General features: G+C 64.9%; 24 protein-coding genes. 10 read left to right on the forward strand and 14 right to left on the reverse strand.

The genetic code is table 11. From position 1 onward, the window contains the following. Positions 1-182 precede the first annotated feature (182 nt). Positions 183-1262 carry a dipeptidase gene (locus tag GT590_RS06410; protein ID WP_009608384.1) on the reverse strand — a complete coding sequence of 360 codons (1080 nt, stop codon included), beginning with the start codon at positions 1260-1262 and terminating at the stop codon, positions 183-185. 496 nt (positions 1263-1758) lie between these two features. On the opposite strand from GT590_RS06410, the gene GT590_RS06415 reads away from it, so the two are divergent. Both GT590_RS06415 and GT590_RS06420 read left to right on the forward strand, forming a co-directional pair. Continuing rightward, positions 1759-2028 (forward strand): autorepressor SdpR family transcription factor, encoded by a 270-nt coding sequence (locus GT590_RS06415; RefSeq protein ID WP_009608321.1) that lies wholly within the window; start codon positions 1759-1761, stop codon positions 2026-2028. Beyond that, on the forward strand, positions 2025-2681 hold the full coding sequence (locus tag GT590_RS06420; protein WP_009304580.1) for an SdpI family protein: 657 nt from the start codon (positions 2025-2027) through the stop codon (positions 2679-2681). Before GT590_RS06415 ends, GT590_RS06420 begins: the two co-directional genes overlap by 4 nt. Here GT590_RS06420 and GT590_RS06425 read toward each other — a convergent pair. The 3 genes from GT590_RS06425 to GT590_RS06435 all read right to left on the reverse strand — a co-directional run bounded on the left by GT590_RS06425 (position 2663) and on the right by GT590_RS06435 (position 8228). Further along, positions 2663-3658 carry a DMT family transporter gene (locus tag GT590_RS06425; RefSeq protein ID WP_009608339.1) on the reverse strand — a complete coding sequence of 332 codons (996 nt, stop codon included), beginning with the start codon at positions 3656-3658 and terminating at the stop codon, positions 2663-2665. The two genes, GT590_RS06420 and GT590_RS06425, sit on opposite strands and share 19 nt — an antisense overlap. Beyond that, positions 3655-7140, reverse strand: a complete 3486-nt coding sequence (gene mfd / locus GT590_RS06430; protein WP_114519631.1) for a transcription-repair coupling factor — start codon at positions 7138-7140, stop codon at positions 3655-3657. Before mfd ends, GT590_RS06425 begins: the two co-directional genes overlap by 4 nt. A gap of 188 nt (positions 7141-7328) precedes the next feature. Next, positions 7329-8228: a helix-turn-helix transcriptional regulator gene (locus tag GT590_RS06435; RefSeq protein WP_114516286.1), complete on the reverse strand. Its 900-nt coding sequence runs from the start codon at positions 8226-8228 to the stop codon at positions 7329-7331. Between the two features lie 235 nt (positions 8229-8463). On the opposite strand from GT590_RS06435, the gene GT590_RS06440 reads away from it, so the two are divergent. From GT590_RS06440 to GT590_RS06460, 5 genes are all read left to right on the forward strand, one after another. Then, on the forward strand, positions 8464-10275 hold the full coding sequence (locus GT590_RS06440) for an amidohydrolase (protein ID WP_021410817.1): 1812 nt from the start codon (positions 8464-8466) through the stop codon (positions 10273-10275). A 158-nt stretch (positions 10276-10433) separates the two neighbouring features. Next, entirely contained in the window at positions 10434-11096 is a 663-nt protein-coding gene (nth, locus tag GT590_RS06445; RefSeq protein ID WP_009304585.1) for an endonuclease III, read from the forward strand. Between the two features lie 91 nt (positions 11097-11187). Then, positions 11188-12330 carry an aldo/keto reductase gene (locus tag GT590_RS06450; protein WP_161170964.1) on the forward strand — a complete coding sequence of 381 codons (1143 nt, stop codon included), beginning with the start codon at positions 11188-11190 and terminating at the stop codon, positions 12328-12330. Positions 12331-12599: 269 nt separating this feature from the next. Further along, on the forward strand, positions 12600-13139 hold the full coding sequence (locus GT590_RS06455; RefSeq protein WP_009608338.1) for a CarD family transcriptional regulator: 540 nt from the start codon (positions 12600-12602) through the stop codon (positions 13137-13139). A 115-nt stretch (positions 13140-13254) separates the two neighbouring features. Further along, positions 13255-13848 carry a helix-turn-helix domain-containing protein gene (locus GT590_RS06460; protein WP_009608369.1) on the forward strand — a complete coding sequence of 198 codons (594 nt, stop codon included), beginning with the start codon at positions 13255-13257 and terminating at the stop codon, positions 13846-13848. On the opposite strand, the gene GT590_RS06465 is transcribed toward GT590_RS06460, so the two are convergent. The 4 genes from GT590_RS06465 to GT590_RS06480 form a co-directional block, all read right to left on the reverse strand. Next, on the reverse strand, positions 13845-14273 hold the full coding sequence (locus tag GT590_RS06465) for a hypothetical protein (protein ID WP_009608308.1): 429 nt from the start codon (positions 14271-14273) through the stop codon (positions 13845-13847). The genes GT590_RS06460 and GT590_RS06465 overlap by 4 nt on opposite strands. Beyond that, complete coding sequence (locus tag GT590_RS06470) at positions 14270-14836, reverse strand: flavodoxin domain-containing protein (protein WP_009608303.1); 567 nt, start codon at positions 14834-14836, stop codon at positions 14270-14272. Before GT590_RS06470 ends, GT590_RS06465 begins: the two co-directional genes overlap by 4 nt. Then, entirely contained in the window at positions 14833-15471 is a 639-nt protein-coding gene (locus tag GT590_RS06475) for a TetR/AcrR family transcriptional regulator (RefSeq protein ID WP_009608292.1), read from the reverse strand. The genes GT590_RS06470 and GT590_RS06475 overlap by 4 nt, the downstream gene beginning before the upstream one ends. 289 nt (positions 15472-15760) lie before the next feature. Beyond that, on the reverse strand, positions 15761-16183 hold the full coding sequence (locus GT590_RS06480) for a DUF488 domain-containing protein (RefSeq protein WP_009304592.1): 423 nt from the start codon (positions 16181-16183) through the stop codon (positions 15761-15763). A 244-nt stretch (positions 16184-16427) separates the two neighbouring features. Here GT590_RS06480 and GT590_RS06485 point away from each other — a divergent pair, with 244 nt between their 5' ends. Continuing rightward, complete coding sequence (locus GT590_RS06485) at positions 16428-18107, forward strand: bifunctional diguanylate cyclase/phosphodiesterase (protein WP_009608295.1); 1680 nt, start codon at positions 16428-16430, stop codon at positions 18105-18107. Positions 18108-18136: 29 nt separating this feature from the next. On the opposite strand, the gene GT590_RS06490 is transcribed toward GT590_RS06485, so the two are convergent. Together GT590_RS06490 and GT590_RS06495 are read right to left on the reverse strand one after the other, a co-directional pair. Further along, complete coding sequence (locus GT590_RS06490; protein ID WP_009304594.1) at positions 18137-18637, reverse strand: hydrogenase maturation protease; 501 nt, start codon at positions 18635-18637, stop codon at positions 18137-18139. A gap of 1 nt (position 18638) precedes the next feature. Continuing rightward, positions 18639-19067: a hypothetical protein gene (locus tag GT590_RS06495; protein ID WP_009304595.1), complete on the reverse strand. Its 429-nt coding sequence runs from the start codon at positions 19065-19067 to the stop codon at positions 18639-18641. A gap of 97 nt (positions 19068-19164) precedes the next feature. On the opposite strand from GT590_RS06495, the gene GT590_RS06500 reads away from it, so the two are divergent. Then, entirely contained in the window at positions 19165-19728 is a 564-nt protein-coding gene (locus GT590_RS06500; RefSeq protein ID WP_009608368.1) for an NADPH-dependent FMN reductase, read from the forward strand. Between the two features lie 180 nt (positions 19729-19908). Here GT590_RS06500 and GT590_RS06505 read toward each other — a convergent pair whose 3' ends face one another. The 3 genes from GT590_RS06505 to GT590_RS06515 are packed head-to-tail and all read right to left on the reverse strand — an operon-like array spanning position 19909 to position 23512. After that, entirely contained in the window at positions 19909-20607 is a 699-nt protein-coding gene (locus GT590_RS06505; protein ID WP_009304597.1) for a cytochrome b/b6 domain-containing protein, read from the reverse strand. A gap of 1 nt (position 20608) precedes the next feature. Next, entirely contained in the window at positions 20609-22273 is a 1665-nt protein-coding gene (locus tag GT590_RS06510; RefSeq protein WP_009304598.1) for a nickel-dependent hydrogenase large subunit, read from the reverse strand. A gap of 6 nt (positions 22274-22279) precedes the next feature. Continuing rightward, positions 22280-23512, reverse strand: a complete 1233-nt coding sequence (locus tag GT590_RS06515; RefSeq protein WP_009304599.1) for a hydrogenase small subunit — start codon at positions 23510-23512, stop codon at positions 22280-22282. Between the two features lie 343 nt (positions 23513-23855). On the opposite strand from GT590_RS06515, the gene pheA reads away from it, so the two are divergent. Then, positions 23856-24707, forward strand: coding sequence for a prephenate dehydratase (pheA, locus tag GT590_RS06520; protein ID WP_009304600.1), 852 nt, complete (start codon positions 23856-23858; stop codon positions 24705-24707). A 70-nt stretch (positions 24708-24777) separates the two neighbouring features. On the opposite strand, the gene GT590_RS06525 is transcribed toward pheA, so the two are convergent. Next, positions 24778-25356: a manganese efflux pump MntP family protein gene (locus GT590_RS06525; RefSeq protein ID WP_009608315.1), complete on the reverse strand. Its 579-nt coding sequence runs from the start codon at positions 25354-25356 to the stop codon at positions 24778-24780. Positions 25357-25737 lie beyond the last annotated feature (381 nt).

Here is a 25737-nt window from a genome sequence, read left to right on the forward strand (position 1 = left end):
GCGCTGCCGGCTTGTCATCCTGAGCGAGCGCGAGCGCAACAGCCTGTCATCCTGAGCGGAGCGACCGCAGGAAGCGCAGTCGAAGGATCGCGCGCGGCGCCAACCGTGAGACTTCCAGCTATCGCCGCACGGGATCCTTCGACTTCGGCGCTGCGCGCCTACGCTCAGGATGACAGGGGCCGCTATACGGACTCGACCCGCTCGAAGAAATCGCGCGCGTTCCGGAAGAACACCTTGTCGGCGATGTCGCGGCCGAACTCGCAAGCCAGCAGCTCGTGCAGCGCGCCGATGCGGTCGCACGGTTCCAGCCAGCTGGGCACGTCGCAGCCATCGTAGTCGCTGCCCAACGCCAGCACGTCCTCGCCCGCCGTCTCCAACACATGGTCGACGTGACGCAACACGTCGTCGCGCGTCGGATCGGCCAGGCGATCGGTCAGGAACTGCGTGCAGAAGTTGAGCCCCGCGATGCCGCCGCAATCGGCCAGCTCGCGCAGCTGCCAGTCGGCCAGGTTGCGCGGATGCCCGCACACGGCGCGCGCGTTCGAGTGCGAGGCGGCGAAAGGGCGCCTCGCCGTTGCGCACACATCCTTGAACCCCGCGTCGTTGAGGTGCGACACGTCCACGACGATGCCGCGGCGCTCCAGCTCGCCCACGCATGAGCGGCCGAAGCCGGTCAGCCCGTGGCTCGTGTCGTTGCCGCTGCCCAGCGCGTTCGGTCCGTTCCAGGTGAGCGTCACCATGCGCACGCCCGCGTCGGCCAGCGCGTCAAGGCGGCTTTCGGCCTGCCCGTCGTCTTCGAGGAACGACGCGCCTTCCACGGTGAGCACGGCCGCGGTCTTGCCCGCGGCGAGAGCGGCGTCGACTTCGGCCATCGTGCGCGCTTGCGCCAGCTTATCGCCGCAGCGTTCCAGCTCGCGCTCCAGCACGGACTGCACGCGCCGGAACAGAGCCCAGGCCTCGTCGCCGCGCACCTCGTCGGGGATGAACGCCGCGAAGCACTGGCACCAGGCGAACCCTTCCGTACGCGCAAGCGAGACATGGGCATCGTTGTCGGCGAGCGTGGCCATGCGGTGCGCGGGGATGCGCGCGTCGTGCGCGGCGAAGCCGCCCGGCACCGACGCGTCGCCGTGGAACGCCAGCCGGTCGAGCGTGTCGCAGTGCAGGTCGAACACCCGCAGGCGATCCGCCGGCACGGCCTCTTCGCTCGCGAGCCGCACGGCGTCCTCCTCCGTCAGCCCCTCAAGCGTCATGAACAAACCCATCGCGCATCCTTCCTCGTCATATCCCGGGCCGATAGAGCAAAAGCGGCGCAAGTTCGCGCAGCATCGAATCCGGCCCGATCGATCCCGATCATCGTAGCAAAGACGGCGTCCGAGAAAATGTCGTCCAGGCGAACGCGCACAAAACGAAGACGGTCGCGAAACGCGTGGCGCCCTTCGCCGGCGTGCCGCGAGCCATTGTGCCGATGTGAAATCCGATTGGAAAGCGTGCGTCGGCTACCGAGAGCATCTCGAGGTTTGGACGCAAATCGACTCCCATGACACTACGAGGGCCGGTTTGACCGAAGAAGAGGTACGCTGGTTTTTCGCCATCTGGGGCTTTGCTCATACCAGATGACGCAACGCCAAGGAGATGCGCTTCGAAACTGTCATGGGCGCCGTTTTGAGCCCAGCAACCGACACGCCCCGCTCCCCGCTTGCCCTTCCAGCTGCAAAGCGCTATATTTAACCATATTGTTAAATGTTGCGGAGAAGGACGATGGGCATCCAGGAGACGTTGAAAGCGCTGTCCGACCCAGTGAGGAGGGATATCCTCGAGCACCTCAAGCACGAACGCATGCCGGCCGGCGACATCGCCGACTTGTTCGACATCTCCGCACCCGCTGTGTCGCGGCACCTTTCGGTGCTCAAGAACGCCGGCCTCGTGCGCGACTACCGCGAGGGCAAGTACATCTTCTACGAGTTGAAGGCGACCGTGCTGGAAGAGACGCTGCTTTGGATCGCGAATTTGAAGGAGCAGGCAGAATGAAGAACATCCGTAAGGTTATCTACGCTCTGATCGTCCTCAACCTCGTCGTGGACGCGGCGTTTCTCGTGCTCGCGCCCGACCAGGTCGCCGTGCATTTCGGCGCGAGCGGCGAGGCGGACCGCATCGGAAGCAAGTACGAGCATCTATGGTTTCCCGCGCTGGCGCTCGCGTTCGGCCTGGGGCTTCCGTTCATCGCGAAGCGAAGCGACGCGCACGACGGCGACAAGCTCTTGAAGGCCGATGTCGTGCTCTTGGCCCTGATGGCGGTGTTCTCGCTGTTCGTATTCGCGGACGGGCTCTCCAGCAGCGGCTCGCCGTTCGCAGCACTCGACCTCAACGTGGGAAGAGGCGCCGCCCTCGTCGCGGGCATCGCCTTCGTCATCTGCGGCAACATCATGCCGAAATCCGATCGAAACGAAGCCTTCGGCCTTCGCACGCCCTGGAGCCTGAGCAACGACGAGGTGTGGCGCAAATCGCAGCGTTTCGGCGGGTACGCGATGATCGCCTCGGGCGTGCTGACCGTCGTAGCCGGGCTCGCACTGCCCATGAACCTGGTCATGCCCGCCATGGTGGCCATCCTCTTGGCGGCAGCCGGCGCGAGCATCGTCGCCTCGTACGTGTACTACCGAAAGCACTACGACTTCGCTGAGTGACTCTCTTCGGTCGCCTGCGCGCCGTCTTGCCGGACGTTCGGCTTCTCCCCTGTCACCAGGAAAATCATCGCGATCATGAGCGCGCACCCCGCCAGGTCGGCGCCGGTGAACGCGGTGCCTAGCCACAGCGTGGCGAACAGCGTGGCGCTGACCGGCTCGACAGCGCCCAGCAGGCTTCCCTGCACCGACCCCACCACCGACACGCCGTGTAGGTACAGCGCGAACGCCGCGAACGTGCCCACTAGCACGAACGCTGCGAACACGGCCGCGCCTGCAGCATCGAGCGCCGGCAGCGCGAGCGGCTCGCCAAGCGCCACGCCGCCGAAGTACACCGCTGCGGCCACGATACCGCCGATGAACATGCCGATGCCCGTGACCGCGAAGCTTCCCCAACGGGCGAACAGCTTCTTCGGATACATGATGTAGAACGCCACCGACAGCCCGTTCGCGATACCCCACGCTAGGCCCATGGGCGGCAGGTACAGCGCGCTGGGGTCACCTTGCGTGGCGATGAGCCAGGTGGCGATGACGGCGGCCGCAAGCCCAGTCACCTCGCGCCCCCGCGGCATCCGTCGAGTGAGCACGCAGGTGAACAGCATGACGAAGGCGATGCCGGTGGTTTGCAGCACGGTTGCGGTGCCCGCGTTCGTGTAGCCGATCACGATGGTGTACGTGATCTGGCACAGGAACAGCCCCACGCCGCCGAACACGGCCAGCTGACCGAGCGTGCGCCGGTCGCCCAGCATAGCCGCAAGCTGCGCGCGGTTGCGCACGAGCAGCACTAGGAGGAACACCGCCCCGGCACCCAGCATGCGCACGGCCGTGATGAACGAGGGCGTTATGTCGTAGTTCGCCAGCAGGAACTGGGCGCACGCGCCTGAGAAGCCCCACAGCCCCGCGCCCACGAGCGCGCACACGACGCCCTTCAGATGCCGCCGCCGAAACACCGCCGCGCCCTCAGCGATCCCTTCCCTCATTTCGCCAGCTCTTCTAGGAACTCGGCTACGGGGGCCAGGAGGTTGTCGCCTTCGTCCAGCTTGAAGTAGCGCAGCGGCAGCGACAGCTTGCGCTTGTCGGCCAGGTAGCGCCCGCCGGCGCGGCGCAGGCCCGTCATCTTGTCGCGGGGCACGTCGACGGGCTCCACCACCAGCTTGCCCGCCGTCACCGACACGGTCTTGATATGGTGCTCGTTGGCGTAGGCCTTGATGCGCGCTTTCTCCAACAGGTTCTTCGCCGCCTGCGGCATGTCGGGGCGCTTGTCGGCCAAGTCGGCACGCACGTCCTCCACGGCCTGCTCGGTGGCGGCCGAGGCTATCCTGCGATACCACAGCACGCGTTCGTCGGCGTCCGGCACGTACTCTTCGGGCAGGTAGGTGTGCCCCGGCACGTTCACCGTGATATCGCTGAGCGCGGGCGGCAGCGCGTCCATGGCCTTGAGGTCGCCTTCGCGCGTGGCGCTCACGGCCTGGTTCAGCATCTGCGCGAACAGGTCGAAGCCCACTGCGGACATGTTGCCCGACTGCTCGGCGCCCAGCAGGCTGCCCGCGCCGCGGATCTCCAAATCGCGCATGGCGATGCGCATGCCGCTGCCGAGGTCGGTGTGCTCGTTCAGCGCGGTCAGGCGCGCGGCCGCCTCCTCGGTGAGCTCCATGTGCTCGGGGAACATGAAGTAGGCGTACGCCTGCGTGCACGAGCGGCCCACGCGGCCCTTCAGCTGGTACATCTGCGCCAATCCGTAGCGCTGCGAGTCCTCGATGATGAGCGTGTTCGTGTGCGGGTTGTCGATGCCGCTCTCGATGATGGTGGTGGCCACCAGCACGTCCAGCTCGCCGGCGCTGAAGTCCTCCATCACGCGCTCCAGCTGCTCCTTCGACATCTGCCCGTGCGCCACGCCCACGCGCGCCTCGCCCGCGGCCGCGGTGACGCGCCGCACCGCCTCCTCCATGGAGCGCACGCGGTTCGACACGTAGTACACCTGGCCGCCGCGCGCCAGCTCGCGCCTGATAGCGCCGCTCACCACGTCGGGATCCCACTCGCCCACGTGCACTTCCACGGGACGGCGCTCGTCGGGCGGCGTGAGGATGAGGCTCATGTCGCGCACGCCCGACAGCGACATCTGCATGGTGCGAGGGATGGGCGTGGCCGACAGCGTGAGCACGTCGATGGACTCGCGCAGGTTCTTCATCTGCTCCTTGTGGCCCACGCCGAAGCGCTGCTCCTCGTCGATGATGACCAGCCCCAGATCGTGAGGGTTCACATCGCGCGACAGCAAACGGTGCGTGCCCACCAGCACGTCCACGTCACCTTCCTGGAAGCCCTTGAGGGCGGCGGCCTGCTGCGCGGGCGTGCGGAAGCGCGAGAGCACCTCCACGCGCACGCCGAACGGCTCGCAGCGCTCCTTGAAGTTGGTGTAGTGCTGCTGCGCGAGGATGGTGGTGGGGCACAGCACCATCACCTGCTTGGAGTCCTGCGTCGCCTTGAACGCGGCGCGCAGGGCCACCTCGGTCTTGCCGAAGCCCACGTCGCCGCAGACGAGGCGGTCCATGGGCTTCGCCGACTGCATGTCGGCCTTCACGTCCGCGATGGCGGCCAGCTGGTCGGGCGTCTCCTGGTAGGGGAACGCCTCCTCCATCTCGCGTTGGGCCGCGGTGTCGGGCCCGAAGCGATAGCCTTGCACGGACGCGCGGCGCGCGTACACGTCCACCAGGTCGAACGCCAGCTTCTTCGTGGCCTTGCGCGCCTTGGCCAGCGCTCGCGACCAGTCGGCCGTGTTCAGGCGCGTGAGGCGCGGGCTCGCGCCCTCCGGCCCCACGTAGCGCGTCACGCGGTCGAGCTGCTCCACCGGCACGTACAGCTTGTCGCCCTCGGAGTACTCCAGCAGCAAGTAGTCGCGCGCGGTGCCGTCCACGTCGCGGCGGACCAGCTCCTTGAAGTAGGCCACGCCGTGCGCGGCGTGCACCACGTAGTCGCCCGGCTGGTAGGGGAAGGTGATCTCGGTGATGTCCACGTGGCGCGACGGCCGCGACGTGGACGCCCCCTGCGTGTCCGCCAGGCTCACGATGGCCAGCTTCGCCTTCGGGATGATCATGCCCAGGGGGACGTCCACGTCCACCACGTTCACCACGCCCCGCCGCAGACGGCGCTTGGCGATACCTTCCAGTTCGTCGGCGTCCTCTTCCGCGTCCAGCGTCTCTTGGATCGGCAGACCGTGGTCGACGAAAGCCAGCTTCATGTCCTGGCGCGCACGGAAGTTCGACGCGCTGAACACCACCGTGTAGTCGGTGTCCACGAGGCTGCGCAGCCGACCGAACAGCTTGTCGGGATGCCCCGCCACCTCCACGCGCTTCACCGGCAGCTCGTCGTCCACGTGCCCGCCCACGCGCATGATGGACACGTAGGTTGCGCGCTGCCCCTCGCCGAAGCTCACGGAGCCGGGCTCGGCGTACAGCCCGTCCACGGGGATGCTCGACCCCTTCGCGCGTCCCGCCGCGTCGTCGTAGGCGTGGCTCATGTCGTCGAACAGCGAGCGCGGCTCCAAAAGCACGCTCAGCGCGCCGGGGCGCACGTAATCGCCCAACGTGGACGTGGTCGCGTACAGGTACGGCAGCAGCATGTCGGAACCGTCGAAGCGCAGGCCGCCGTCCAGCTTCTCCAGCACGTCGCGCAGCACGGGGTTCGTCGCGGCCGGTCGCTCCAGCTTCTGGCGCGCGCGGGCGAGCCCCCGCTTGGAGCACGAGAACTCCACCACGGGGTAGATGCTCACATCCGGCAGCGCCTGGATGGTCTGCCCGGTGGTGGGCACGATGCGGCGGATCTCCTCCAGCTCGTCGCCGAAGAAGTCCAGCCGCACCGGGTACACGAGGTTGCCGGGGAACACGTCGATCGTGCCGCCGCGCACGGCGAAGGTGCCGGGGCCGTCCAGCTCGCCGGTGTTCCGGTAGCCGCGCTCCTCCAGCGCATGGGCAAAGTCCTCGAACTCCGTGACGCTCGCCGCCTGGGCGCCGGGCATGGCCGCCAGCTCGCGGCCCACCGAAAGCGCCACCGGCACGTGCACGTCGGAGCCCGCCGGCGGCAGCGCGCGCACGAGCGCGCGGGCGCTGGCCACCACCACGACCTCGCGGCCGCTGGCCAGCGCGTGCACGGCCTCCATGCGCCGTGCAACCTGCGCAGGGTCGCTGGGCTTCGGCACGAAGGGGTAGTCGCTGCGCTCGGGAAAGCGCATGACGCGCTCGTCGCCCAGGTAGGCCGCCAGGCTGCGCGAGAACGCCACGGCCGCGTCCTCGCCCGCCACCACGACGAGCGTCGGCTGCGGCTTGTGCGCGAACCGCGCCGCCACGAGGAACGGACGCGCCGACGAGGCCACGCCCAGCGTGCCGTCCTCGCCCGCGTCCAGCTTGCCCCAGAACGCGTCGAGGCAGCCCGATTTCTCCAGGGTGAACGTCAATGAATCGATGAGCATGGCGCGTCCTCTTCCGTATGCGAACAGCACGAAAAGCCGCGATCGGCGGCTTTATGCAAGGTTTCTGGTCGCCGTCTGCGCGCACGCGCGGACGGCGCTGCCGATTCTACCATCCGATAAGCTCTCGCGCGACGCCCGACAGCGCACCATGAAGGAGAAACCACAAGGGGACGGGGAACCGCCAGCGCTCAGCAGAACAATCGCGCTTCCTGGGCGCTACGCTCCAGATAATCGGTGTACTTGAGCAAAACCTGCGAGCGGTTCTCTATCCCCAGCTTCTTGTAAATGCTGTGGTTGTGCGCCTTCACCGTGCCCGCCGCGATGTACAGCTTGTTGCAGATGCCCTGGTTCGTCTCGCCCTCCATGAGCAGCTTCACGATCTCGCCCTCGCGGCCGCTCAGACCGTAAGCGTCGAGGAAACGCCGGAACGACATGTCGACGTTCGGCAGGTACGGCTGTTCCACCGTGTGCAGCAGCGTCCACGCGATATAGACGGCGCATCCGACGTAGATCGCCCAGCACGTTTCCACCAGAAGGTCGCGGTTCTCCCAGAACAGGACGGCCTCCACCCCCAGCACGCGACATGCCGCGTCGACCACGTGCAGCACCACCAGCGAGACGACCACCGCCTTCGGCCAAACGCCGTCCATCTTGGGAATCAGCCGCAGGAACACCCACGCGTACAGAAGGGGGTACACCGTGCCGAACACCGAGTAAGGCACGACGGGCGCGACGCCGAGCGCCGTCGCGACGGCGCAAGCCGCGCCGAGCACGACCATCGATCGCTTCGACGGCATATCATCGTAAAAGCAACCGCTGATCATGCGGATGATGAAGGGGTAGCAGGCTATGAACAGGGCTTCCGCAGCCTGGTAGAACGTCGCGAACAGAGGATCGGGATGGCCTAGCGCCGTGAACACTTCTTTCATGAAATAAGTTCCGTTATCCACGAACGAGCAGGCGAACAGGATCATGAGCCACCACGCCAGACGGCTGGACCGCGAACGGTGCAGCCAGAAGAACACGACCGCAAGAACAACGTACGTCGCCGCAAGGAGCATGTTGTACAGGAATACCGGATACGTCATCGGAACCACCCTCCGTCATTCGCGCTGGCGAAGACTCCCCTAAGCTCGCCAGGGTACGGCTCCGCCGCTCGAAGCGCAATACCAACCCGGGGTTATTTCGGGTATAGGAGCCGTTCGCCTCGTATAAACGCAAATAGGACTTCCGGACAGGGCGAATCCGCCTGTATACCTGCGTCAGGAAGCGGCTGGAACGCGGTCGACACGACCCGCCGCACGAGGAAGGGAGCAGCACGCCATGGACACGAACCAACCATCGAACACGTTGTCCCGCAGGAAGTTCGTCAAAATCGGCGCGACGGGAGCGGCCACGCTCTTCATCTTGCCGGCGCTTTCGGGCTGCGGAAGCGAAAACAGCGAAGCGCAAACGGACGAGGCGGAGGGAGGCGCCGGCGCCCAGCAGAAAACGGCCACCCTCGCGTTTCGCGGCGGCACGATCCAAACCATGACGTCCGAGAACGACGTCGCCGAAGCCTTGGCCGTCGACGGCAACGAGATCGTCTACGTCGGCGACGAGGCGGGGCTCGAGGCCTTCGCGGGAAGCGGCACGAAGGTGATCGACCTCGAAGGCGGCATGGTGGTGCCCGGCTTCATGGACGGCCACATCCACGCCCCGGGAGACTGGGTCACCAAGCTCTACGACATATACCTCGGCGACGCGACCACCGTCGACGAGTACGTGAAGATCATCTCCGACTTCGTCGCGGCGCATCCCGAACGCGAGGCGTACACGGGCAACCCGTTCATGGTGAACGCGTTCCAGCTGGAGGACGGCAGCAACCCCGGGCCGAACAAGAAGCTGCTCGACGAGATCTGCCCCGACAAGCCCATCCTGCTTTTGGACGTCTCGCACCACTCCGCCTGGGTCAACAGCAAGGCGCTCGAGATGGCGAACATCACGCGCGACACGCCCGACCCGCTCGGCGGCATCATCACCAGAGACGAGAACGGAGAACCCACCGGATACCTCATCGACGGCGCCGCCACCGAAGTGTCCGCCCTCGTCGTGTCCGAGCACACCGACGAAGAGTACGAGCAGGCCATCGCGAAGTACCAGGAGGACGCGTCGCGCTTCGGCCTGACCGGCATCACGAACCTCTCCGCCGTGGACGCGCGCTTCTTCTCCGAGCTGGAAAAGGCCGGCGAACTCAACCTGCGCATGAGGATCCTGCCCACCATCATCCCCGGCACCGATCCGAGCGAAGCGGTCAAAACGGTGAAGGGCCTTGCACGCTACGACAGCGAGATGATATCCACCGGCACCGCGAAGATGTTCTCTGACGGCGTCACCGAAGGCGGCAGCGCCGTCATGCTGGAACCGTACAACGAAGCCGCCGGCAAGGGATCGGACTGGTACGGCGAATCCGAATGGGATCAGCAGGAGTTCGACGCCATGGTGGCCGCCCTCGACAAGGCGGGCGTGCAGGTGCACGTCCACGCCATCGGCGACGGCGCCGTCCGCAACACGCTGAACGCCTTCGAGAACGCGATCAAGGAGAACGGCGAGCGCGCCGACCGCCGCTACACCATGACCCATGTGTGCGCCGTGGCCGACGAGGACATCAAGAGGATCGCCGACCTCGGGGTCATCAGCGCGCTGCAGTTCCTGTGGATGTACCGCGACCCGCTGTGCGAGCTCGAGATCGCCTACATCGGAGAAGAGCGCGCGATGGCCATGTACCCGGTCAAGAACATGCTGGAAGCCGGCTGCATCGTGAGCGGCGCCAGCGACGGCCCGGTCACCCCGTTCGCGCCCCTGGAGGAGATCGAGGTCGCCGTCACGCGCAACAGCCCCTATCCCGGCGAAGAGGACACCGATATGCATCGCTGGCCCGAGCAAGCCATCACGCCGTACCAGGCCCTGGAAGCCTACACGAAGAACGTCGCGTTCGAGAACTTCATGGAGGACCTCGTGGGAACCATCGAGGTCGGGAAGAAGGCCGACCTCGCGGTGCTCGACCAGAACATCCTGACCTGCGACCCGAAGAAGATCTCCGACAGCACCGTGCGCTACACGATCTCCGACGGCCGCATCGTGCACGAGGGCTAGCCCCACGACGCCGACGGCAAGAGCGGTACCAGCAATCGGACGGCGAACGGCAATCGCGGCGCGCATCCGCCGTTCGCCGTCCTCGAAAGCGGGACACGGACGAAGAACTTCATTATACTGGGAGGAGTTTCGCTAAAACCGCATCCCGAGGAGATCCTATGCCACGCGAGACCATGACCGCCAAACGCCAGCGCGCCCTCGCGGTGGCGGAGCGCATGAACGAGCATTACCCCGCCGCCGAGTGCGCGCTGCACTACTGGGGCGACCCGTTCCGCTTGACCATCGCCGTGCTGCTGAGCGCCCAAACCACCGACAAAGGCGTGAACAAGGTCACGCCCGCGCTGTGGGAGCGCTACCCCACGCCCGCGGACCTCGCAGCGGCCGACGTCCGCGACGTTGAAGGCATCATCCGCACCATCGGCTTCTTCCATACGAAGGCGGCGAACGTCATCAAGTGCGCTCAGATGGTAGTGGCCGACTACGGCGGCGAGATCCCGCGCGACATAGACGAGCTGCAGAAGCTGCCGGGCGTGGGGCGCAAGACGGCGAACGTCGTGCTCAACGAGGCGTTCGGCATCGTGGAAGGCATCGCGGTGGACACGCACGTGTTCCGCATCGCGCATCGGTTGAAGTTCGCCGGCCCCTCGGCCGACACGCCAGCGAAGACCGAGGCCGCCCTGCTCAAGCTGTACCCGCGCGAATACTGGGGTCCCATCAACCACCAATGGGTGCTGTTCGGCCGCGAAACGTGCATCGCCCGCAACCCGAAGTGCGCGACATGTTTCCTCTGCGACCTCTGCCCCAGCTGCGGGAAGGCGTAAGAAGAAAAAACTTGGATTAGAGTTCGCTCCAAGAAGCAGTACGGAAGCGTGCTGCATGCGAACGCGAAGGACTATCGCGAGAGGGGTTTGTATGCGCTACCGCGAACTGGGCAGGACGGGGCTCGAAGTCAGCGAGATCGGCTTCGGAGCCGAATGGATGGAAAAGAAATCGGCCGCCGAGGTGCGCGCCGTGGTCGAGCGCTGCGAGGAGGCGGGCATCAACATCCTCGACTGCTGGATGGCGGGACCCGAGGTGCGCAGCAACCTCGGAGCTGCGCTGGCCGGCACGCGCGACCGCTGGATCATCCAGGGCCACATCGGCTCCACCTGGCAAGACGGCCAGTACGTGCGCACGCGCGACATGGATCTCGTGCGTCCCGCGTTCGAGGACCTGCTCGCGCGCCTCGGCACCGACCACGTGGAGCTGGGCATGATCCACTACGTCGACGACGTCGACGAGTACGAGGGCATCATGGCCGGGGAGTTCATCGAATACGTGCGCACGCTCAAAGCCGCCGGCGTCGTCGGGCACATCGGGCTGTCCACCCACGCGCCCAAGGTGGCGAAGCGAGCCGCGCTGTCCGGCGAGATCGAAGCCGTCATGTTCAGCGTGAACCCGGCCTTCGACCTGCTTCCCGCCACGGCCAGCCTCGACGACGCGTTCACGTTCGCCTACGACGACGCGCTCGAAGGCATGGATCCCGCCCGCGCCGAGCTGTACGCGCTGTGCGAACGCGAGGGCGTGGGCCTTACGGTGATGAAGGGGTATGCCGGCGGACGCCTGTTCAGCGCCGAGGCGTCTCCGTTCGGCGTGGCGATGACGCCCGTGCAGTGCATCCATTACGCGCTCACCCGCCCCGCCGCGGCTAGCATCCTGGCGGGCTTCGACGAGCCGGCGCACGTCGACGACGCCGTGGCCTACGAAACGGCGACCGAAGCGCAGAAGGACTACGCGAGCGTGCTGGCGGGAGCGCCGAAGCACGCCTACTTCGGCCAGTGCACCTACTGCGGCCACTGCGCGCCCTGCACGGCCGGCATCGATATCGCCGCCGTCAACAAGTTCTACGACCTGGCTGTCATGCAAAGCGAGGTGCCTGCCTCGATCCGCGAGCACTACCGTGCGCTCGACGCGACCGCCGACGACTGCACGGCCTGCGCCGCCTGCGAGCCGCGCTGCCCCTTCGGCGTGCCGATAGCCGAGCGCATGGAGAAGGCAGCCGAGCTGTTCGCGTAGCGCGCAGGCTTTGCCGCGCTCCTGCAGAGGCCGTGGCCCGCGGGAGCGCGCTGTCCCCGAAGCGGACGCTTTTCCCGCAGAATCGTCCGTTCCGAGCGACAGCGCGTCAGCCGCTACCCGTATCTGGACGGAGCCGGGCTCCGCCGCTCGCCGAAGCGGGATGCGCGCACGCTTCCCGCGAAGTGGTACAATGAAAGCGCTGATTCTGCGACGTCACCGCGACGCGACTGAACCGCGCCTACCGTTCCCACCCATCATCGGAGGTTGCCATGTACGCATGCGGAGATACGGTCGTCTACCGTCATCATGTCTGCGAAGTTGCCGCCCTGCGCGAGAACTACTTCGAAGGCAAGGACTACCTCGAGCTGCGCGCGCTGTTCGAGAACTCGCTCAAGCTGTTCGTTGCCGTGGACGAGGCCACGCCCGACAACCTGCGCCCGGTCATGTCGAAACGCAAGGCGCTCGCCCTGATAGACTCCATCGTGGACGCCGACACCATCGACGAGAACGCCCTCAAGCCCGACGCGCCCACGCCCACCCTGCTGGAGCGCCGCATGAAGGAAGAATACGACAAGCGCCTCAGGACGTTCGCGCCCGAGGATCTGATTCCCATCATGAAGTCCGTCCACGAGCGCAGCGTGCGGCGCGTCGATTCGGGCCGCCGCATCACCGCCACGGACAAGAAGTACTTCGACCTGGCGGAAGGCCTGCTGTGCGACGAGCTTGCGGTGTCGCTGGCCGTCCCGCGCGAGAACGTGAAGGACGTGCTCGTCGAACGCGTGAAGCAAGCCGAGGCGCTCCGGCGTTGACGGGCTGCCAGAGGCCCCCGCTACGCCGGGAGACGCGACTCTACGGAGCGTTCATTGCGCCGGCCGCGGCGCGCGCGTATCGTGAACGCCGTCCGAAAAACCAGGGAGGAACGCCATGGACGCCAGAAACACCGGCACGCTCATCCGCGCGCTTCGCGAGGAGCGCGGGCTCACCCAGCGCCAGCTCGCCGACGCGCTCGGCGTCACCGACAAGGCCGTGTCCAAGTGGGAGCGCGGAGGCGGCTGCCCCGACGTCGAGCTTTTGCCCGGCCTGTCCGAACGCTTGGGAACTCCCGTGGAAACGCTGCTCGACGGCCGCCTGGCCGTCGATGCCCGAACGGGAGGAACCATGAAACGCACCGCATTCCGCGTCTGCCCCGCCTGCGGCAACGTGATCGTCACCACCGGCGACGCCGAAGTGTCCTGCTGCGGCAGGAAGCTGCCCCCGCTCGTCGCCTTGCCAGCCGACGAGGCGCACGCCGTGCACGTCGAGCCGATCGAGGGCGACTGGTACGTCACCTTCGACCACGAGATGAACAAGCAGCACCACCTCGGCTTCGTCGCCGTCGTGGGCTTCGACCGCATGGCCGTCGAAAAACTCTACCCCGAGCAGGGCGCCGAAGCGCGCCTGCCCCGCCTCGCCGGCGCGAAGCTCTACACGTACTGCACGGCCCACGGCCTCATGCGGCACGAACCCGCGCGCCGCTAGCGCGCGGGACGCATCACCACCGCGCATGCCGTCTGCACGAGGCCGATCACCAGGTAGATCACCGAGACCGGATTCGGCAGGTACACGAGCTCGAACACGCACCAGACGATGAGCAGCGCGCCGGCCAGCAGCGCCCACGAACGCGCGCGCCCATCGCTGCGCGCGAACAGCACAGCGGCCACGAGGTTTGCCACCCCGTTCACGAGCGCAAGGGCAAGCCCCGGCCAGAACAGATCGGCCGTCATATACGCAGGCAGCGGCATCCGCTGAATCAAGGGCACCATGAGGTCGAAGAAGCCGAAGAGCTCGCCGAACGCGGGCGGCAGGATGCCCGCAGCGCCCGCCATCATGAAGCCGCCGCACACCACCGCGCACACCCCGTTGAACACGCAGATGACGCGCACGATGCGGCGCGCCGCGTTCATGCGCGCTCCGCGCTTCCCGCCGGCACCGCGGCGGCGTCAAGCGCGCGGACGCGCGCCGCGACCGGCGCGATGGCGGCGCGGTCGGTGCCGTCGAAGCCGCCGCGCATGCCCTCGAGCATCTCGGCGGTGCGCGGGTCGGCGGCGGCGTTTTTCTCCTGCATCTTGAAGAACAGCTTCATGGCCAGCTTGTCCGGCAAGCCCAGGCGCTCGTAGGCGAACCCGCCGCGCAGGTAGAAGCGCTCCACGTCGTCGAACTCCGGCGACGGCAGCTCCTTGGCAAGCGCCTCTTCCACCATGTCGGTCCATTCCACGGGCGTCGCGCCCACTGCGAACACGACGAACCGCGTCTGCAGATGCTTCTCACGGGCGCGCGCAAGCCACTTCTTGCCCGCGAGCCCTCCCGCATGAAGCCATCCGCCCAGCACCACCACGTCGAAACCGCTTGCGTCGAACCGCGGCTCGTCGCCGAGCGACACCGCCTGGCACCCCAGCTCCTCCGCAAGCCACTCCGCGTAGCGCTTCGTGAACCCCGTCTGCGACGAATACACAACCACCGTGCTCATGCCCGCTCCCCTCCTCGAATGCCCCGCCCCGCCGCCGTATGCGCCCGCGCGAACCGCTCGACGTGGGCGGCGAGCCGCGGTTCGGCTTCCTCCCATGTCAGACCCGCATGCATGAGCATGAACGGGACGCCCTGCAGTTCGACGGCCATCTGCGCGGCGTCGTCGCGGACGAACTCGCCCGTCGCCATGAGATGCTCGAAGATGGTGCGCTGCAGCGCCATGGGCTGCTCGACGAACACGAGGCGGTAGACGCGCCCCGCCTCCTCGCTCTCGAACTGGCTGATCACCAGCAAATGGCGCAGGCGCACCATGTACGGATCCTCGAAGAAGTAGCGAAACGACGGCAGCACCATCTCGTGTATGCGCTCGGCGTTCATCTCCTCGTACGGCGTCGCGTCGTCGGAGACGTCGAACAGGATGCTGCGCTCTCCGAAGAACCGACGCGTCCGCTCCAGCGCATCGCGCACGATGGCGTCGAATATGGCCTGCTTGCCGGAAAAATGGTTGTACAGCGACGCGTCCTTGATGCCGACGGCCGCCGCGATGTCGCGCACCGACACCGCATGGAAGCCGCGCGATGCGAACAACGCGAACGCCTCCTCGACGATGCGTTCCTTCGTGTCCTTCCCCCGCATGGTCTCTCCTCTACAAAACTAGCGACTGCTAGTATATTAACTAACAATCGCTAGTTTTTCAAGGGATGACGCTCATTCCCTTTGTCATCCTGAGCGGAGCGCCGCAGGCGCTCAGTCGAAGGATCCCGCGTGGCGACAGCCGTAACGCTAACAGCTAACGCCGCACGGTACCCTTCGCGTTCCCGCTTCGCGGTGCCTCCCTGCGCTCGCTTCGCGTGCTCGGGAGTTCGACAGTACACCGGACTGTCGAATGCTTGCGCTCGCTCAGGATGACGGGGGAGTTGCCTCCCTACTCCTTCTGGAACTCCTCCAACATCTCGGCGAGCACTTCTACATGGGAGCGGCGAGAGCGCGTGGCGGTTCCCACCAGCGCCACGGACTCGCAGTCCCCGTAACGGTCGAAGAACTGCGGCACGGCCTCACGCTCGCGCATGTCCTCGCGGTAGGCATCGGCGTAGGCGTCCCACCCGATGTTGCCGTGGATATAGCGCTCCATCATGGTGGGCGCCGGGGCGAACAGCTTGTCGTGCACATAACGGGCATGGACGAGCTCCTCGACGAAATAGGCCAGGTCGTCACGCTTCGTGAAGCCGGCCAGCTGGTTCGTGTTCTTCAGCCTCGTGTCCACCACGAGGTCGACCTTCCAGTCGACGAGGCGCTTGAAGAACTCTTCTGCCGAAGTCTCGTAAGCGCTGATGGTGTGGATGTGCATGAGCGGATGCTCCTTCGCGTCAATCGTTTCCTCCGGTACGTTACCCCAAGTTATGCCGGCGCGCGGGCGCAACGGCGCACTGTGGACAAAACGAGAAGCCTTCGTCATTGCGCCGCCATCCGGCACATTTTCCCATCGATGAAAATCTTCCCCTCTTCGATAAGCATTTACGCTCGAAAACGCACCGATTGCGTTTACAATACAGAAGGCATGCTCAACGGATCATTGAAACGGAGCGCACTTCTTGGACACGAAAGAAGCGCTGAAGTCGTTCGAGCTCGACGCGCGACTGTTCTACGACGCTATAGCGTTCAGCACGGACGACTACCTGTACATCATCGACATGCAACGCGATATCGCGCTCGTCTCCGACAACATGCGCGACGACTTCGACCTGCCGGACAGCCTCGTTCCCGGCCTCATCCCTCTCTGGAGAGAACTCATCGTCGAACGCGATCGGAAGCGCTTCGATGATTCGATCGACAGCATGCTCTCAGGGGAAACCGACTGCCACGATCTCGAATACCAGGTGAAGAACGCCCTGGGAGAAAGTATCTGGGTGATGTGTCGCGGACTTCTGAAGCGCGACGAGAACGGCCAGCCGACGATGTTCGCCGGCGTGGTCACCTGTCTGGAGCGCAAGGGTAAAATCGACTCGGTCACCGGGCTGTTCACGCACGACGAATGCACGAACCTCATCGATCGGCTCATCGCCTGCGAATCGCAGGGCGGCGTCATGCTGTTGGGGCTCGATGACTTTTCTCGCATCAACCTGCTGAACGGCCACGCTTTCGGAAACACCGTGCTCAGAATGTTCGCCCAGTCCACCCAACGCCTCATCCCCGAAGGAGCGTCCATGTTCCGCCTCGATGGCGACGTGTTCGCTATCGTGATGGACGGCGCCGGCTGCGCCGCCATGGAAGAGCTCTACCACGCCATCCACGTGGTTGCGAACCGCCAACACACCATCGACGACTTGAGCTTCTTCTGCATGGTGTCGGCCGGCATCGCGATGATCGGCCAAGACGCCCAGAGCGCCCAGGATCTGCTGCGCAACGCGGAGAACGCGTTGGAAGAGAGCAAACAGCGCGGCAAGAACACTTCCACGTTCTTCTCGTCCGCGACGATCGCGACGAAGCTTCGCCGCCTGGAGATCAGCGACTACATGCAGTCTTCCGTCCTCGACGATATGAAGAACTTCGAGCTGTACTACCAGCCGCTCGTATGCGCGGAAACCATGGACATCGCCGGAGCGGAAGCGCTTTTACGTTGGAGTTCCAAGGAGCACGGCCAGCTCTCGCCGGTGGAGTTCATTCCCGTGCTGGAGTCGTACGGGCTCATCGGCCAGGTGGGCCGCTGGGTGCTGGAGCAGTCGTTCACGCAGTGCAAGCGCTGGTCGGAAACGCATCCCGGCTTCATCATGGACGTGAACATCTCCTACCTGCAGCTGCTCGACGCCGACTTCGTGCCGTTCGTGGAGCAGCTCGTCGAGCGCACCGGGGTCGACCCGGCGTCCATCGTGCTGGAGATGACCGAGAGCTACTTCGTCACCGACATGGACGCGCTGCGCGCCACGTTCGACCGTCTGCGCTCCATCGGCATCCGCATCGCCATGGACGATTTCGGCACCGGTTACTCGTCGCTTGGCCTGCTGGCCCAGTCGCCCGCCGACATCGTGAAGATCGACCGCCTGTTCATCAAGGACATCCACCGGGAAGCGTTCAACCGCGCGTTCATAGACGCGGTCATCGAGCTGTGCCATAGCGTGGGCATCGAGGTGACGGTCGAAGGGGTGGAAGAACCCACCGAGCTCGACGCCGTGCGCGCCATCGGCGCCGACAGCATCCAGGGTTTCTTCGTCTCGTGCCCCATTCCGGCGCATAGCTTCGAGGAACGGTTCATCACGCCGCAGACGGCCTCTTAGTCCCGCGTCTTCCAGCGCATCAGATCGATCTAGGCCCGCGCTCGCAAAGGCGAGCCCAGGCGCGCAAGCTCCCCTGCCACCGTCTCGACCAACAGGGGCAGCGCCGCATCCACTTTCGGAGTCAGCCCCACGGTGACCACGGCAGGCGATGGGTTCTCCACCTGCATTCCCAGGCACAGGCCCTCGGCTTCGTAGCCTAAAAGCGCAGCGGCGTCGAACAGGTCGACCAGCTTGAGATCGTGCAGCGACGCTGTTGCCCCCGAATGGCGCGCCATGGCATCGGGCTCGAAGCGAAACACCGTGCCAGGATCGGCATCGGTGCCGTCAACTGCATCCACCGTGATGATAACGTCGTACTCGCGCACGCGCTCGATCATGTTGAGCGAGAGGCAACCCAAATCGAACAGCTCCACGTTGTCGGGAATATCGTATCGCGTCAGCAGCTCCTCGTACACGGCAGGGCCTACGCCGTCGTCGAGCATAAGCTTGTTGCCAACGCAGAACACCGCGATGCGCCGGGCAGCACCCACCTTACGCCCCCACCGTCGGGCGGATGACCAAGTTGTAGTACGTCGCCGCCGCGATCATCGCGATCCCTGCGATCACGCTCGCTATCGTCCAGATGCGCTCGCGCTTGAGGTACGTCTCCTTGTCCTGACCGAGGCTCGCCGCGCGATGCGCCGCGAAGGGCTGGCCCAGGATGGCGAACACCACCGTGCCCACCGTCAGCGTGAGCAATACGATCAACGCGATGCCTATTGCCAGCGGCGTGCGCTCGGTGAATGCCGCATAGAACGTGTTGTCGGCGAACAGCCAGATGGGATAGAACAGGATAGCGGCCCACATGCCGTGCGCGGGGCCCCAGATAGGCGGCAGGAACAGCGCGCCGATGTTGAGCCGGGGAATACCCTCGAGGAACTTCTCTTCGCGAGCGATCTGTTCGTCGGTCAATTCAGTCACAATTCGTTATCCCTTTCGTACCTTCGTCGATTGTCTGCCATTATAGACGAGGAAGTCCCGCACATGAGGGGGCTTTAGCCGAGCGGAAGGAGACGTCATGAAGCTGCTGGCAATCGCAGGGTCCCTGCGCGAGAACAGCTATAACCGGCAACTGGCCGAAGCGGCCGGAGCCCTGATGCGCGAGAAGCACCCGGAGGTCGGATACGGCATTCTCCGCTGGGAAGACGTGCCGTTCATGAACCAGGATATCGAGCATCCCGCCCCCGAAGCGGTGACGCGCGTGCGCGAGGCCGTTCGCGAAACAGACGGCTTGTGGCTGTTCAGCCCCGAGTACAACCACGCGATCCCCGGACCGCTGAAGAACCTCCTGGACTGGCTGTCGCGCCCCGTAAGCGCCACCGAAGCGCAGGTGCTGGCGGAGAAGCCCGTCGCGCTGGCCGGCGCGAGCATCGGCATGAGCGGCGCCTCGCATGCTCAAGATCAGCTCGTGGGCATGCTGAGCTTCCTCGACGCGCACGTGATGAACAAGCCGCGCCTGTGCATCCCCCATATCGCCACGCAGGCCGACGAGCAGGGGCGCCTCAAGCTGGAATCCTCGGCACCCTACCTCGAAGCCCAAGCCGACGCCTTCGTCAGGTTCGTCGAGCGCGAACAGGGCTAGCGAGGACCTCCCTCATCTTGAGCGCGTGTCGAGGGGACGGGGGATTTGACACACGAAGTCCCCTGGTGCGTCAAATCCCCCGTCCCCTCCACACACCCCTGGCACGCGATTCCCCGCCCCACTCCGGACGTGAAAGGACCCGGTTTCCCGGGTCCTTTCGTCAGTGCCGAAGCTGGAAGCTTACGCCTTTTCGCCGTGCTTGAGGTCGTCCTCGCCCACGATGGTGTGCTTCTCGGGGTCGTACACCAGACCGCCGTGCTCTTTCCAGAAGAACATGAGCAGCGTCGGAGAGATGCCCTCGATGTTCGCCAGGTAGATATGGATGAGCATGAAGCAGATGAAGATGTACATCATGAAGTAGTGGATGATGCGCATCGACATGAGGCCGCCCACCAGATCAGTGCCTGCCGCAAAGAACGCCCAGTTCATCGTCGGAGCCCACAGGGCGAGACCCGTGTAGAACATCACGATGATGAGGATGGGGATGGCCAGGTAGCTGATCTTCTGAGGCACGCCGAGCTTGGCGCCCAGCGGGTGATCCTTCTTGAAGAACAGATAGTAGCGAATCCACGCGCCCAGCTGGTGACGGTTGTCAGCCTGCGGCAGCCACGTCTTGTAGTCCGTGACCTGGTAGCGGGTGCCGCCATCCGGCGCGGACTTCACGAAGAAAGCCATGATCACGCGGACGATGCAGTTGATGAACAGCACGAAGCCCAGGAACACATGAACTCCGCGGGCTATGCCCATGAAGCCGCCCCAGAACGGGAAGTGGATGCTGAAGCCCGTGATGATCAGGAGGATCATCGCAACAAGGTTGATCCAGTGCGTGATGACGAAGGGCATCGGATGCGCTTCGCGGTAATGTGCCAAGTGCGCCATGTTACTTCACCCCCCAAGGGCTCGTGACGGTCTCGAAGCTCTTGCCCGTCGCCGGCTCGGTGATGTGCACCGCGCAGGCCGTGCAGGGGTCGAAGCTGTGCACCGTGCGCAGCGCGTTGATCGGCTTCTCGATGTCGCCCACCGGGTTGCCGATAAGCGCCTGCTCCATCGGGCCGTGCTCGCCGCTCTCGTTGATGGGAGCGAGGTTCCACGTCGTCGGGATGATGATCTGATAACCCTCGATCTTGCCGTCCTTGATGCTCTCGGAGTGGTAGAGCGCGCCGCGCGGAGCCTCCCAGAAGCCCGTGCCGGCGCCGGTGATGGTGGACGGCTCGCGGAAGTACTCGCTGTCGCCGCTCTTCAGCGCCTCGATGAGCTCGGCAACCCAGTCCTTCATGAGGCCGGCGATGTAGAGCGTCTCGATCTGGCGAACGGCGGTGCGGCCGAGCGTCGACTGCGCGACCCCGATCTGCCCGGGAGCGCCGAGCGCTTCCAGAAGGCCGTCAACCTGCTCGACCACGAACGGCACGTTGCGCTTGTACGCGGCCAAGACGCGGGAAAGCCCGCCAGCCTCGTAAGGCTTGCCGTCGTAGGCGGGGCACTTGACCCACGTGTAGCGGTCCTCGACGTTGTACTCGGTGTACTCCGGCTCGGTGACGAAGTACGGCGACGTGTACGTGGCATCGCCCTTGTACCAGGAGCGGCCCATGTACTCGGTGATGAGATTCTCCTGCACGTCGGAGAGGTTGAGCTTGTCGTCGATGACGCCCATGGGCAGGTAGCGGTTCGCCATCTGCTCGGTGTAGCTGGCGTAGTCGCCCGGGCCCTCGAACACGCCCCAAGCCACATAGCGGCCGCAGCCCTTTCCCCAGTTCAACGCATCGATGTAGTACGGCGCGATAGCAAGGGTGTCGGGGATCATGGTCGACTCGACCCAGTCGTAAATCTCATCGGCAAGGGCTTTCAACTCGTCAAGCTTCTGATCGGTGGGCACGAAGGCCGTGCCGCCCGGTACCAGCGTCATGACGTGCGGCATCTTTCCGCCGATGATAGCGGAGATCTGCGAAGCCTTGGCCTGCATCGTCAGCGCCTCAAGGTAGTGAGCCGTGCAGATGAGGTCGAGCTCGGGCGGCAGCTGGTAAGCCGTGCCGTCCTCCGCGTCGAACCAGTTGCCGGAGAAGATGGACAGCTGGCCGTTGTCGGCGAAATTCGCCAGACGCTCCTTGAGCGCGACGAAGTCGCTGTTCATGGAGGTGCCTGCAGCCTGAGCAAGGTCGTAAGCGTCCGCCGGATCGGCCTTGAGGGCGTTCAGCGGGTTCACGTAGTCGAGGGCAGCCAGGTTGTAGAACCACAGGATATGGCTGTGCAGGAACTGCGCGCCTTCCAGCAGGTTGCGGATGATGCGCGCGTTGTTCGAGATCTTGATGCCGTAGGCTTTTTCGGCCGCGATAGCGGACGAGTGGGCGTGGGACACCGGGCACACGCCGCAGATGCGCTGCACGATCTGGGCAGCATCCTCGGGCGTGCGGTTCTCGACGACCATCTCCATGCCGCGGAAGCAGCCGCCGGACACCCAGGCATCGGAAACCTTGCCGTTGGTCACTTCCATCTCGACGCGGAGATGGCCTTCGATACGGGTAATCGGGTCGATGACTGAACGAGTCATAAGGGCTTACCTCCCTTCTTTTTTGTCGTCGTTGTTAAGGTCGGCCTCGTCGTACTTGCCGATGGACTTGTCGGGATGCTTCGCGTCCCAGCCGCGCACCTTCTCGAAGTCGGCGCCGCCGTCCATGCGGCCGGTGATCTTCATGCCGAAACCGTGCACCACGAGGGCCGCGGCAAGAATGCCGGTGATGCCGAGCGCGATAGTGCCGGGCTGAACCATCCAGTCGCCGATGCGCAGGTCGCGATGACGCTTGTAGAACGGGGTGTTGACCTCGACCCAGTTATGGCCGGGATCGTTCGGGTTGGCCTCGCAGCATCCGATGCAGGGAGCGCCGGACTGCACGCACCAGCTGCGACGGTTGTTCCACATGGTCACGCCGCAGTTCGCCTTCGTCTGAGGTCCGCGGCAGCCAAGCGGGTACAGGCAGTATCCCTTGGCCTCTTCCTCGGAGCCGAACTTGTACACGAACTCGCCGTTCTCGAAGTGGCCGCGGCGCTCGCAGTTGTCGTGGATCGTCTGGTCGAAGATGCCGGCAGGCTTGTCCTCGCTGTTGAGCGCGGGAAGCTTCTCAAGGAAGATCACGTCCGCCAGCACGGCCACGAGCCACTCGGGGTTGGCCGGGCAACCGGGAACGTTCACAACCGGCGTGTTGATGCCGGCCTTCTTCAGGAACGCCTGCACGCCGAGCGCACCCGCCTGGTTGGGATGAGCGCCCATCCAGCCGCCGTTGACCGCGCAGGAACCCAGCGCGACTACGGCGTTGGCTTTCTCGGCAGCCTCGATCAGATGCTCCGTACCGGGCTTGTCGGCGACGCGCAGAGCCTGGCCTCCCCAGCCTTCCAGCACAGCTCCCTCGTACACGAGGATGTAATTGCCGGCCTCGATCGTCTGCTCCTTGGCCTCCTCCATCGACCAGCCGGCTGCCGCCGACAGGGTCTCGGAGTAGTTGAGCGAGATCATGTCCAGCACGATCGAAGCCGCATCCGGCGTCTCGACCTGCGCAAACGACTCGGTACAACCCGTGCACGACGCGCCCTCGATCCAGATAACCGGATACAGCTTGCCCTTCGTTGCGCCGATCACGGATTTCTCGAGGGCCTGCGCCACGCGCGGCGCAGCGAGCTCGGACAATCCGGCCGCGACCGCAACGGCGCCGCAGAGCTTCATGAAGCTGCGGCGGCTGACGCCGCGCGCGGAAAGCATGTTCTGAAACTCTGAAACTGTGGCCTCTGTTTCCATGTGCACACCTCCTCAGGTGCTCTCGTCTTCCAATGCTTGCTGATTCAGTATTTTCCACGACTCCAGAATTAAAACGCACAGCGAGGGCGCGAGCGCAACGTTTGACCCGCAAGTGGCTGAAAAATGTTACGCATCAACATCCACGTAACATGAGTTATACACTTGATTAGCTACTTTATGCATTTTCATGCAGGGGGATACTTTTTTCGCCCCTCTCTATGCATACCGCTAACAGGTGAGAACTCCCGTTGGTTTCTCGTTCACCGCCGTTCATCTTGTCGTGAAGACGGGTATGATAGCACAAGCACGAATAACCGAGAACCCCGATAGAAGGATTGGACCCATGGCTTCAACCGAACCCGTATTCGCCTACCTCGGCCCTGCCGGAACCTACACCGACGAAGCCGCGCGCGCGTTCGCAGCCCGCCTCGGCATCGACGAGCCAAACCTGTTCGAGTGCGCCTCGTTCGACGAAGTGTTCGACTGCGTCGATCGCGGCAAATGCGAGTTCGGCGTGGTGGCGAAGGAGAACTCGCTCGAAGGGTCCGTCACGGCCACGCTGGACAACTTCTCCTTCAAAAGCTCGGCCACCATCCTCGGCGAAGAGGTCATCGACATCCACCATTGCCTTGTCATGCACCCCGACGCGAAGATCGAGGACGTTGCCACGGTGGCCTCGCACGCCCAGGGGCTCGCGCAGTGCCGCCGCTTCCTGAGCGAGCGCCTACCGGGCAGGTCCACCATCACCACGTCGTCCACCGCCGAGAGCGCGCGGCTGGTCATGGAGAACCCGCGCGTCGCGGGTATCGCCAACGCGTTCGCGGCCGAGCTGTACGGCGCGCGCGTCGAGGAGCGCGAGATCGAGGATCATTTCGGGAATCAGACGTCGTTCGCGCTCATCGGCCGCCAGGGGCATCCCCCCGTGTTCACCGGCGATCGCTACAAGACCTCGCTCGCGCTGTTCTTGCAGGTGGACCGCGCCGGCACGCTGAACATGATCCTGTCGGAGTTCGCCTACGCGGGCATCAACCTGTCGATGATCCAGTCGCGCCCTACCAAGCAGGCGCTCGGCGACTACATGTTCTTCATCGAGTTCAAGGAGAACGTGAACGACCTTGCCGTGCAGACCGCGCTCAACTGCCTGCGCCTCAAGCTGCGCGAGGTCAAGGTGCTGGGAAGCTACCCTATTATGTAGGGGCCGACCGTCGTCTTGAGCGAGCGCGCCCGGTTGCCATCCCGACCGGAGCGCCGTCTCGTCCGGCTCTCTAGAAGGCTATGATCCCCAGATGCTCCAGCAGGATCTTGAGGCCGATGAGGATGAGGACGATGCCGCCGACGACGGTGGCGGGCTTCTCGTAGCGGGCGCCGAAGCGGTGGCCCACGGCCACGCCGACGATGGACAGGGCGAACGTCGTCACGCCGATCAGCCCCACGGACGTGAGGATGTCCACGCGCAAGAACGCGAACGTGATGCCCACGGCCAACGCGTCGATGCTCGTGGCGACGGCGAGCATCACGAGCTCGCGCAGGTCGAGCTTACCGTCGGCCGGGCAGGACAGCTCCTCGTCGTCCTCATGGAAGGCGTCCCACAGCATTTTCCCGCCGATGAGGGCCAAAAGCACGAAGGCGATCCAATGATCCACCGGCGTGATGAACTGCTCGAACTGCGTGCCCAGCGCCCATCCGACAAGCGGCATGAGCGCCTGGAAGCCGCCGAAGAACAGCGCGACGACCGTCGCCTGGCGCAGGTTGAGCCGCTTCATGCACAGGCCTTTGCATACCGACACGGCGAACGCATCCATCGACAGGCCGATCGCCAGCAACAACAGCTCCACGAATCCCATGGGTTTTCCTCTCGTCCGCTTGCGGCCCCCCTGGCCGCCCCGCACTCCACGGTTTAGGCATAAAAATACCGGCGTGCGCGCCGGCTGCATGATGAGCGGTGCGACGCGTGCGCCACACCGCGAGTCTTGTCGTTTAAGGTTGCGCCAGCTTCGAGCGGAAGCAGCATGTTGACGCAGCCACCTCGTTCAAGGCCGACTACTCCCCCACGGGATGCGGCATATTCTAACACATGAAAGTCAAGAATCGTATGCAAGAATCATGCAAGAAACGCTATTTCGCGCACAAGAAACTATCGAGGAGCAATGCGTACGCGATTGAATAGGGAGAGTCCGCCCGGCGGCACTCGGTAGGTCGCGCGGCGCGCTGCATAGATTCAGCTC

It is taken from the genome of Eggerthella sp. BIOML-A1 (genome assembly GCF_009875595.1).
GTDB lineage: Bacteria > Actinomycetota > Coriobacteriia > Coriobacteriales > Eggerthellaceae > Eggerthella > Eggerthella lenta.

Excerpts from the sequence above, each read along its gene's own strand:
- GT590_RS06410 (WP_009608384.1), bottom strand. The coding sequence starts at position 1,262 with ATGGGTTTGTTCATGACGCTTGAGGGGCTGACGGAGGAGGACGCCGTG.
- mfd (WP_114519631.1), bottom strand. The coding sequence starts at position 7,140 with ATGCTCATCGATTCATTGACGTTCACCCTGGAGAAATCGGGCTGCCTC.
- GT590_RS06475 (WP_009608292.1), bottom strand. The coding sequence starts at position 15,471 with ATGCGGGGGAAGGACACGAAGGAACGCATCGTCGAGGAGGCGTTCGCG.
- GT590_RS06420 (WP_009304580.1), top strand. The coding sequence starts at position 2,025 with ATGAAGAACATCCGTAAGGTTATCTACGCTCTGATCGTCCTCAACCTC.
- GT590_RS06435 (WP_114516286.1), bottom strand. The coding sequence starts at position 8,228 with ATGACGTATCCGGTATTCCTGTACAACATGCTCCTTGCGGCGACGTAC.
- GT590_RS06480 (WP_009304592.1), bottom strand. The coding sequence starts at position 16,183 with ATGCACATCCACACCATCAGCGCTTACGAGACTTCGGCAGAAGAGTTC.
- GT590_RS06525 (WP_009608315.1), bottom strand. The coding sequence starts at position 25,356 with ATGGGATTCGTGGAGCTGTTGTTGCTGGCGATCGGCCTGTCGATGGAT.
- GT590_RS06510 (WP_009304598.1), bottom strand. The coding sequence starts at position 22,273 with ATGACTCGTTCAGTCATCGACCCGATTACCCGTATCGAAGGCCATCTC.
- GT590_RS06460 (WP_009608369.1), top strand. The coding sequence starts at position 13,255 with ATGGACGCCAGAAACACCGGCACGCTCATCCGCGCGCTTCGCGAGGAG.
- GT590_RS06440 (WP_021410817.1), top strand. The coding sequence starts at position 8,464 with ATGGACACGAACCAACCATCGAACACGTTGTCCCGCAGGAAGTTCGTC.
- GT590_RS06505 (WP_009304597.1), bottom strand. The coding sequence starts at position 20,607 with ATGGCGCACTTGGCACATTACCGCGAAGCGCATCCGATGCCCTTCGTC.
- GT590_RS06425 (WP_009608339.1), bottom strand. The coding sequence starts at position 3,658 with ATGAGGGAAGGGATCGCTGAGGGCGCGGCGGTGTTTCGGCGGCGGCAT.
- GT590_RS06415 (WP_009608321.1), top strand. The coding sequence starts at position 1,759 with ATGGGCATCCAGGAGACGTTGAAAGCGCTGTCCGACCCAGTGAGGAGG.
- GT590_RS06500 (WP_009608368.1), top strand. The coding sequence starts at position 19,165 with ATGAAGCTGCTGGCAATCGCAGGGTCCCTGCGCGAGAACAGCTATAAC.
- pheA (WP_009304600.1), top strand. The coding sequence starts at position 23,856 with ATGGCTTCAACCGAACCCGTATTCGCCTACCTCGGCCCTGCCGGAACC.
- nth (WP_009304585.1), top strand. The coding sequence starts at position 10,434 with ATGCCACGCGAGACCATGACCGCCAAACGCCAGCGCGCCCTCGCGGTG.
- GT590_RS06470 (WP_009608303.1), bottom strand. The coding sequence starts at position 14,836 with ATGAGCACGGTGGTTGTGTATTCGTCGCAGACGGGGTTCACGAAGCGC.
- GT590_RS06450 (WP_161170964.1), top strand. The coding sequence starts at position 11,188 with ATGCGCTACCGCGAACTGGGCAGGACGGGGCTCGAAGTCAGCGAGATC.
- GT590_RS06515 (WP_009304599.1), bottom strand. The coding sequence starts at position 23,512 with ATGGAAACAGAGGCCACAGTTTCAGAGTTTCAGAACATGCTTTCCGCG.
- GT590_RS06455 (WP_009608338.1), top strand. The coding sequence starts at position 12,600 with ATGTACGCATGCGGAGATACGGTCGTCTACCGTCATCATGTCTGCGAA.
- GT590_RS06465 (WP_009608308.1), bottom strand. The coding sequence starts at position 14,273 with ATGAACGCGGCGCGCCGCATCGTGCGCGTCATCTGCGTGTTCAACGGG.